This window comes from Lutibacter sp., assembly GCF_021647475.1.
Classification (GTDB): Bacteria; Bacteroidota; Bacteroidia; order Flavobacteriales; family Flavobacteriaceae; genus Lutibacter.
In genome coordinates this window covers 1-9726 of sequence record NZ_JAKIUR010000073.1, presented here as the reverse complement: position 1 = coordinate 9726, position 9726 = coordinate 1, and the positions used below count along the sequence as shown (strand labels likewise).

4 protein-coding genes are annotated in these 9726 nt (G+C 28.7%); all 4 read right to left on the bottom strand.

Going from position 1 to position 9726, the window contains the following annotated elements:
* Positions 1-545 precede the first annotated feature (545 nt).
* Positions 546-2993: a thiamine pyrophosphate-dependent enzyme gene (locus L3J60_RS12525; RefSeq protein WP_291975900.1), complete on the bottom strand. Its 2448-nt coding sequence runs from the start codon at positions 2991-2993 to the stop codon at positions 546-548.
* Positions 2994-3149: 156 nt separating this feature from the next.
* Positions 3150-5960: an aminopeptidase gene (locus L3J60_RS12520; RefSeq protein ID WP_291975899.1), complete on the bottom strand. Its 2811-nt coding sequence runs from the start codon at positions 5958-5960 to the stop codon at positions 3150-3152.
* Positions 5961-5971: 11 nt separating this feature from the next.
* The gene (locus tag L3J60_RS12515) at positions 5972-6682 is read right to left on the bottom strand and encodes a TIGR00730 family Rossman fold protein (RefSeq protein ID WP_291975898.1); all 711 of its coding nucleotides are present in this window, start codon (positions 6680-6682) and stop codon (positions 5972-5974) included.
* A 25-nt stretch (positions 6683-6707) separates the two neighbouring features.
* Positions 6708-9533, bottom strand: a complete 2826-nt coding sequence (uvrA, locus tag L3J60_RS12510) for an excinuclease ABC subunit UvrA (RefSeq protein WP_291975897.1) — start codon at positions 9531-9533, stop codon at positions 6708-6710.
* Positions 9534-9726 lie beyond the last annotated feature (193 nt).

The window sequence follows — 9726 nt, the reverse complement described above, 5'->3', positions numbered from 1 at the left end:
TAATTACAGAGCTAAAAATCAATAGTCTGCGTCATTGCGATGATTGAAGAGCAACGAAAAGAAGAAGCAATCTCATTTTTATGAAAAGATTGCTTCAAATTACTGCACTACGTTTATAATTTTCGCAGTGACATTTTAATTTTTAGTTATTTAAAGTAAATTTTTAGGTTGAACTTTGGTTGTTACGCCAGTTCAGGTAATTTTTGATAAAAAATGGTATCAAGAACGGCTGTCTTTAACTAAAAAACCTATTCTCGATACTAATTTTAAGCCTAAAAAGGCTAAAATTCACTCGAATTGACGAAATTTTATCAAAATGCACAACGGGTAGTTACTATTAATAGCATTGTAATCTGTATTTCTAAATTAGAGATTACTTCAGCTTTTTCAAAACCTCGTAATGACGATATTTTTTGTTAATAGGAGCAATAGCAATGTAATCTGTATTTCTAAATTAGAGATTACTTCAGCTTTTTCAAAACCTCGTAATGACGATATTTTTTGTTATTGTTAAGAAGTTAATTAGAACTTATTTAATGTTTGTTTTAAAACAAATTTGGATATTTACTTGGATTAGTTTCACTCATTACCGTATAAATTGCTTCAAAAATAGTTTCGTGGTTTGGTTTTGAAAAATAATCGCCATCGGTGCCAAAAGCAGCTCTATGATTTTTAGCTGTTAAAGTAATAGGTTTACTATCTAAATATTGGTAGGCATTTTGTTTTTCTAAAATTTCTTGTAATAAATAAGCTGAAGCTCCGCCAGGTACATCTTCATCAATAATAATTAATCGATTTGTTTTTTCAATACTTTTTACAACTTGATGACTTTTGTCAAATGGTAATAGACTTTGTACATCAATAATTTCAGCATTAATATTAACTTGTTCTAATTTGGAAATAACTTCTTCAATAATTTTTAAAGTTGAACCATAACTTATCACAGTAATATCATTTCCTTTTTTTATAACTTCAACTTCACCAATAGGAGTTTTAAATTCTCCAAGATTATTAGGTAATTTTTCTTTTAATCGATAACCATTTAAATTTTCAACCACTAAAGCAGGTTCATCACATTCTAATAAGGTATTGTAAAATCCGGCGGCTTTTGTCATATTTCTAGGAACTAAAATATTCATTCCTCTTAACAAATGTACGATGGCTCCCATTGGTGAACCTGAATGCCAAATACCTTCTAATCGATGTCCGCGAGTTCTAACAATTAATGGTGCTTTTTGTTTACCAACGGTTCTATAATGTAAGGTTGCTAAATCATCGCTCATTATTTGTATGGCGTATAATAAATAATCTAAATATTGAATTTCAGCAATTGGACGCAATCCGCGTAATGCCAACCCAATGCCTTGACCAATAATAGTGGCTTCTCTAATGCCTGTATCTGCCACACGCAATGCTCCATATTTTTCTTGCAAACCTACTAAACCTTGATTTACATCGCCAATTTTACCAGTATCTTCTCCAAAAATGAGTAAGTTTTTATGAACACTAAAAAGAACATCAAAATTTTCCCTTAAAACTAATCTTCCATCAACTAATTTTGCATTTTGGCTATAGGTTGGTTTTACTTCAGAAATAGTACTCACTTTTTGTTCCGAAATACTATACAAATGTGAATCAAATTTTGGTTGTTCCGTTTTAGTATAATTAGTTATCCAATTTTGTAATTCAGTTTTAATAGGTGAATTTTCATTTATGGTATAAATAAGAGCATTTTTAGCTGTTGCAACAAGGTCTTTTCTTGCAGGATTGATTTCGTTAAGTAAATCCGTTCTTAATTTTAGGATGAAGGTTTTGTTTTTGCTGGTATTTGCAATTTTTTCAAGTAAAATAGCAACTTCTTTTCTTTTTTCGAGTATTGGATTTAAAAAAGCACTCCAGGCATTTCTTTTTGCTTCTCTAACTTCTTTTTTTGCTTCTTTTTCTATCTCAATTATTTCATCTTCTGAATTTACAATTTTTAATGAACTTCCATTTTCATCATTTAAATCAAATTCTAAAATCCAATCTCTTAATTTTGAATTACAATCGTTTTGTTTTTCATGCATTAACCGTTCTTTAGATTTATATCTTTCATGAGAACCTGAAGTAGAGTGCCCTTGAGGTTGTGTTAAATCTTTAACATGAATTAATACTGGAACATGTTCTTCTCTTGCAATTTTAGCGGCTTTTGCATAAACGTCAATTAGTTTGGGATAATCAAAACCTTCTACCACAAAAATTTCATATCCTTTTTCATTTTCTGTGCGTTGAAAGCCTTTTAAAATTTTAGAAATACTTTCTTTGGTTGTTTGATATTTTGCTGGGACAGAAATTCCATAATCATCATCCCAAACGCTTATTATCATCGGAACTTGTAACACTCCGGCAGCATTAAAAGTTTCAAAAAAAACGCCTTCAGTAGTACTTGCATTGCCAATTGTTCCCCAAGAAATTTCATTTCCATTATTAGAAAACATTGGATTTTTAAGTCCATCAACTTTTCTATATATTTTTGATGCTTGTGCAATTCCTAACATTCTAGGCATTTGACCTGCGGTTGGAGAAATATCGCCACTTGAGTTATATTGTTCGGTTAAATTTTTAAATTGACCGTGATTGTCTAAGCTGTGTGTAGCAAAATGTCCACCCATTTGTCTGCCTCCAGACATTGGGTCATCTTTAATGCTAGGATTAGCATATAAGCCAGCAAAAAATTGTTGTGGAGTTAGCTCTCCAATTGCCATCATAAAAGTTTGATCTCTGTAATAACCAGATCTAAAATCACCTTTTTTAAATGCTTTAGCCATGGCTAATTGTGGTACTTCTTTTCCATCACCAAAAATTCCAAATTTGGCTTTTCCAGTTAAAACTTCCCTTCTTCCTAAAATGCTACATTCTCTACTTATAACAGCTAATTTATAATCATTTAGAACTTCTTTTTTAAATTGTTCAAATGAAAGTTGTTTAGAGTTGGTGGTAGAAGTTGTAGCCATAAATATTAATTTTTTTAGTATTGCAAACTTACAATTTTTAAATGATTTTTAAAAATATCCTAATTAAACGAGGTTATGTTGATTTTTTTTGAATAAAATTCAATAAATATTGCAATAAATTGATAAATATTAAATTTTATAAAAAAATAATGAAATTTAATAAAATCCTCTACGTATAAAATTATAGATTTTTTTGGGTTTAATTTCTAAAACAAATCTAATTTTAGAACTGTAACTAGGTTGAGAAATTTCCCATCCTAAGTTGGAGTGAAAAGGAAAATATATTTCTAAAATATCTTGTATAAAATTTAAACGTATGCCGTTTTCGTGTGCAAAATACACTTTTGAATTTTTGTTTTTTACAAATCCAACATCATTATAAATTTCAATCCATCGCCAAATTCCTATACTGGTATTAAGTGTTGATAGCCATTCGTTAGCATAAGGAACCTCTAGTTTAGACTTAAATCCACCTTCATTAATAATAATTTGTTGGCTAAAAATTCCTGAAGTTTCTGATCTACCTAAATAGTTATACTGAAATAAATAATCTGTAGGGCGATCTAATGCAAAATTAAAATAGGTAGATTCAGTTTTATTAGATAAAAATACTCCTGCAAAAAATCTAAAATCGAATTGTCTATTTGTATCTGTTAATTTTCGATATCTTGCATTTAATGAAATTTTACTAAACTTATTTGCTATTTGAATCCCAGTAGATAGCCTAACATCTTCAATTATTGCAGGTTTAGCATAACCATAACTTAAGTTAAATACATTGTATTTGTTGGTTTCTAAAGGTAGAGTTTGTATTGGTGATTTTTCTCTATCAATCATTGTAAAAGAAGCTAGTAAAGCATTGCCACTAACATCTCTTAAATTTTTGCGTTTAAATTGTACTAAAACATAAGGAGTTAAACTGTTATAGGTTAAATTATTATCATAGTGATAATTACTACCAGATAATCCAATAGCAAGTTTATTTACTTTTTTATTTTCGGGTAAGTACTCATAAAGCATTGAATAACTGCCTGAAAATGTTTTACTTTTAGTGCTATAGGAAGGAACAACTTTATAAGTAAATTTTTTCTTTAATATAGTTTTGTTAGATAATGCTAAACCAAGTATAGCACCATCATAATAATTAAATCGGAAAACGGGAGTGTAAAATAACTCATTATAATATGGGTTTTCAATATCCTTCAAAAATTTAACTTTCAAAGGTCTGTTTAAAATACTTCTATTAATATTTTTCCAATTATTTTTGTAATTACATTCAGGTAATAATGATTCGTAATTTAAGGATAACCTATTAAACCCGTCTTTGGGAATTGTTATTGTAGCAATAGAATCAATATTTGTAAGCCATTTTCTATATTTAATTTCCTTGTTTTTTATACCATACAATTCTATAGGTGCTGTAAATTTTCGTTTGTTTACAATAGTTATTTCTAATGAATCTTTTTTTCGTTTGATTTTTTTAATGGTATAATCAATTTTTTTATTGGTATTTAAAAAATCATTTTTAAACCATCGAAGATCTTTTTTGGTTTTAATGAAATTAAAAAACAGATTGCTTTTTGTTCTTTTATTGGCGTAAGTATTTGAAAAGTTTACAATAGCACTATCAATTTTGTTATTTCCCAAATAATGATTTAGGTATTGCAACCCAATACCAGCTTTATATTTGTTAGTTATTTTTCGGTTAAAGTTAGATAAAGAATCAGCTTGCATAGTTAATGCCTGATCTAAATTTTTACGTGCAGCAAATTGATGAACAAAATTGTATTTTTGGTTGAAACTAATTTTGGCTAAATTAAAATTGCGAATTCCCCATAGTTTTGAAGCACTTCCAATAGCTTTAACTTCAGGATAAAATTTTTCGACATATTTAATCATTAAATAAGTTTGCAAACCGTTAGGTAGCCAAGTATCTTTTCGTTTATTAAATAAAAAAAGATTATTGATGTATTTTTCTGTAATAATTTTAAACATTTTAATGTCCCATTCAAAAGTATCACTAAATGGAGCGATAAAAGATGGAAGTTGATTAAAGCCATATACTGGATTTTTATCGTAATCCACTTTGTTAATTAATATTTTTTTATGAGGATATTTTCCTAAATAATATTGAATAAAGTCTAATTCTCTATTTAATATTTCTGTTTTAATGGGAATATTTAACTTTTCAGAATTTAGATTAGAAATTACGCTTACAGGTTTTGAGTTATAAGTAATAAAATCTTTTAATGAATCTATGTTTAATTCAACATCTAGTTGATTTTTTCCTGATAAGGAATAAATAGTTTCATTACCTTTTGTAATAAAATTGCTATCCAAATCACTATGAATTTCAAAGTTTTTTGGAACTGTAAAAGTGATTTTGAAATTTGTAAAATCTTGATATAAATCATCCATATTCAAATTGGAATACGTTTGCCAAGTTTTATCAAAAATAGCGGGCGTTAAATACCAATATCTTAAATTAAAATTATTGGTAGAAAAACCATATCCAGTAAATTTTGAATTGGGTAATTTAATGGTATATTTTGCTGTAATTAATACGGAGTTATTTGGTTTTAACGGAGCGTTTAACAATATTCTTAAAATATCTGGATGTACTTTTGTTATTTCCCAATTAGCTATTTTGCCTGAAATTAATAGCTTATGAATATTAGTATTTCCTCTGTTTTTATCGGATGTAAAATGAAATGATTTTTTATAGTTTTCAACAAATCGTTTTGCTAAAGGTGTATTTTTATCTTTGTAAGCATTTGCCCAATTATGAAAATATATTTCGTTTAAAATAGTATCAGAATTATTATAAAAAATAGTTTTTTGAGTTATTTCTATTTCATGGGTTGACACCTTTAATTTAGCATTAATATCAATAGTATTATTTTGAGAAAAAGACTTTTGGATACAAAATAATGCAATAAATAAAAAGGTTAAAATATATTTTTTCAAACTGGGGTATCTTAAAAGTTAGGACTAAAATTATATTTATTATAAAATGAATCAATTACCTCCAAAACCTCTTTTTCAGTATCAACCACAGAGAAAAGATTTAAATCTTCTTTACTTATATTCCCTTGCTCAATTAAGGTGTTTTTAATCCAATCGATTAAAGGTGACCAAAAATCGGTACCTACTAAAACAATTGGAAATCTTCCTATTTTTTTAGTTTGAATTAAGGTTATGGCTTCAAAAAGTTCATCCATAGTTCCAAAACCACCGGGCATTGCTACAAAACCTTGAGAGTATTTAGTAAACATTACTTTACGCACAAAAAAGTAATCAAAATCTAATACTTTATCATCATCAATATAAGGGTTTTCATGTTGCTCATGAGGTAATTCAATGTTCAAACCTACAGATACTCCACCACCACGATTTGCTCCTTTATTCCCTGCTTCCATAATTCCAGGACCACCACCTGTAATAACACCATAACCATGTTTTGTTAAATTATAGGCAATGCTTTCTGCTAATTTATAGTATTTGTGATCTGGTTTTGTACGTGCTGAACCATATATAGTTACACAAGGACCAATTTTACTTAAACGCTCAAAGCCTTCAACAAATTCGGCCATAATTTTAAAAATTGCCCAAGAGTCGTTGGTTTTTACTTCGTTCCAAGTTTTTTGTTTAAATTTATTATGTATAATATTTTCTTCTTTTTTTGTCATTTTATTTTTTTTAAAAATGGAATGGCTAAGTTAATTCTTTTTTTAAAAACTTGGCAGTGTAGCTTTTATTGTGTTTAATAATTTCTTCCGGAGTGCCTTGGCAAATAATTGTACCACCTTTTTTTCCGCCTTCCATACCAATATCAATAATATAATCTGCTAGTTTTATTACATCTAAATTATGTTCAATTACTAAAACAGTATTTCCTTTATTCGTTAATTTATTAAGCACTCCCATAAGTACTCTTATATCCTCAAAATGAAGTCCTGTGGTAGGTTCATCTAGAATGTAAAAAGTATTTCCTGTATCTTTTTTAGATAATTCTGAAGCTAACTTTATGCGTTGTGCTTCTCCTCCAGATAATGTTGTAGATTGCTGACCAAGAGTTATATACCCTAAACCAACATCTTGTATGGTTTTTAATTTTCTATAAATTTTAGGAATATTCTCAAAAAATTTAACAGCAACATTGATAGTCATATTTAACACGTCAGAAATAGATTTTCCTTTGTATCTGATTTCCAAAGTTTCTCGATTAAATCGTTTGCCTTGACAAGTTTCGCAGGTTACATGAACATCTGGTAAAAAATTCATTTCAATTACTCTAACTCCAGCACCTTGACATGTTTCACATCTTCCTGCTTTTACGTTAAAAGAAAATCTTCCAGGCTTATAACCTCTAATAGCTGCTTCACTAGTTTTAGCAAATAAATTTCGAATTTCACTAAAAACACCGGTATAAGTTGCAGGATTAGAGCGCGGAGTTCTTCCAATTGGAGATTGATTAATTGCTATAACTTTATCAACGTAATTTAATCCTTCAATTTTTTTATAAGGCATTGGTTTTTTAACACCTCTATAAATGTGTTTATTTAAAATTGGGTATAAAGTTTCATTAATTAAGGTTGATTTTCCACTACCAGAAACTCCGGTAACACAAATCATTTTTCCCAAAGGAAAACTAACGGTTACATTTTTTAAATTGTTTCCAGTTGCACCAGATAAAGTGATTTTGTGTCCATTTCCTTTTCTTCTTTTTTTCGGTATCTCAATTTTTCTTTTTCCATTTAAATAGTCAGCGGTTAAAGTATTATGCTTTATTAATTGCTGAAAATTACCTTCACTTACAATTTCTCCGCCGTGCATGCCAGCACCAGGACCAATATCTAACACAAAATCTGCATGCTCAATCATTTCTTTATCATGTTCTACCACAATTACTGAGTTTCCAATATCGCGTAAATTTAGTAAGGAATTAATCAGTTTTTGATTGTCTTTTTGATGTAATCCAATGCTTGGTTCATCTAAAATATATAAAACACCAACTAGTTGTGAGCCAATTTGTGTGGCTAACCTAATTCGTTGAGCTTCACCGCCAGATAAAGATTTTGAGCTTCTATCTAAGGTTAAATACCCTAAACCAACATCTAATAAAAATTGAATACGAGTTCTTATTTCTTTTAAAATTTCAGAAGCAATTTTAAGTTGTTTATCAGTTAATTTTTCTTCTATTTTAGAAAACCATTTTGCTAATTCTTGAATGTCTAAATGAGCAAGTTCTGAGATATTTTTAGTATTTATTTTAAAAAATAGAGCTTCTTTTTTTAGTCGATTACCTTTACAAGTTTCACAAGGCATTTCATCCATAAAATTATTAGCCCAGCGTTTTATGGAACTGCTTTCACTATGTTGATATTGATTTTCAATAAAGGCTATAATTCCTTCAAAATCAATTTCATAATTACGAGTAATTCCCATTGTTTTTGATACAATTTCAAACTTTTCATTACCTCCATTTAAAATGATATCTAAGGCAGGTTTTGGTATTTTAGAAATAGGATCAGTTAGTTGAAAATGGTAACGTTCTGCAATTAATTGAAGTTGTTTAAAAATCCAACTATTTTTTTGTTCGCCTAAAGGAATAATTCCACCATTTTTTATAGAAACTGAAGTATCAGGAATTATTTTTTTGGTATTTACTTTGTTGTTTTTTCCTAATCCGTTACACGTTTTACAAGCTCCTTTTGGAGAATTAAATGAAAAAGAATTTGGTTCTGGATTTGGATAAGAAATACCCGTATCAGGACACATTAAATCTCTACTAAAATACCTTGGAATTTCTGAGTCATAATCAATTAACATAAGTACATTATCTCCTGAATATAAAGCAGTTGTAATGGTTTCTTCTAAACGTTTTTCGGAAGATTTATTAACCAATAGGCGGTCAATAACAATTTCAATATCATGGATTTTATAACGATCTAAACGCATCCCTTTTTCTAGCTCTTTTATTTTTCCATCCACTCTAACCCGAACAAAACCTTGTTTAGCAATTTGCTCAAATAATTCGCGATAATGTCCTTTTCTAGATTTAATAATAGGAGCTAAAACCATTATTTTTTTTCCGTCAAATTCATTTAAAATTAAGTTTTTGATTTGTTCATCGCTATAACTTACCATTTTTTTGTTGGTATTATAGGAATAAGCATCTGAAGCTCTGGCAAATAAAAGCCTTAAAAAGTCATAAATTTCAGTAATAGTTCCAACCGTTGAACGCGGATTTTTATTAGTAGTTTTTTGTTCAATAGAAATAACTGGGGAAAGTCCTTCAATTTTATCAACATCGGGGCGTTCTAATCCACCTAAAAATTGTCGTGCATACGCTGAAAAAGTTTCAATATATCTACGTTGACCTTCTGCATAAATAGTATCAAATGCTAGGGATGATTTTCCACTACCACTTAAACCAGTTATCACTACCAATTTTTCTCTGGGAATTCGTACATCAATATTTTTTAAGTTGTGTACTCTTGCTCCAAATACTTCTATATATTCTTCTTGTTTTGCCATTGTATTTTTGGAAAGTTGCAAAGTTAAATAAATGAAACTAAAATTTAATTATATATCGATGTCTTATTCAGGGCAAACTCACACTTTTTCTTTGATAAAAGCTAGATAATCAGTTGATTTATAGTTGTCAAAGTTATTAATTATTTGTATATTATACTGATAATCAATAATTTACATCAATGACATCAAGTAG